This window comes from Pseudomonas sp. SZ57 (assembly GCF_009495975.1).
GTDB lineage: Bacteria > Pseudomonadota > Gammaproteobacteria > Pseudomonadales > Pseudomonadaceae > Aquipseudomonas > Aquipseudomonas syringae.
In genome coordinates this window covers 1-300 of record NZ_WIBD01000061.1, presented here as the reverse complement: position 1 = coordinate 300, position 300 = coordinate 1, and the positions used below count along the sequence as shown (strand labels likewise).

At 62.3% G+C, this 300-nt stretch carries 1 protein-coding gene; it reads left to right on the top strand.

Going from position 1 to position 300, the window contains the following annotated elements:
• Positions 1–300 (top strand): hypothetical protein (locus GE543_RS27200; RefSeq protein WP_218571933.1); only part of this gene is annotated, 300 nt, incomplete at both ends.

The following is a 300-nucleotide window of genomic DNA, read 5'->3' as shown; positions in this document are numbered from 1 at the left end:
TGCAGGACGGCAAGAACAGCCTTGTCACCTCCAGCCTCACCAGCCGCGACATCAAGAACAAGGCCGATTACGACGCCAACACCGTCAGCCTGGGCGGTGGCTACAACGAAATCGGCAAGGACCAGAAAGGCAACGTGCAGAACGGCGGCACGGTCAACCCTGGCACCGACCTGGCGAAGAACGAAAACAATATCGGCGCCAACATGCCGATCGCCATCAGCGCCAGCGACAAGGCCAGCAGCGTAACGCGCAGCGGCATCAGTGGCGGCGCCGTGGTCATCACCGACGACGCCGAACAGC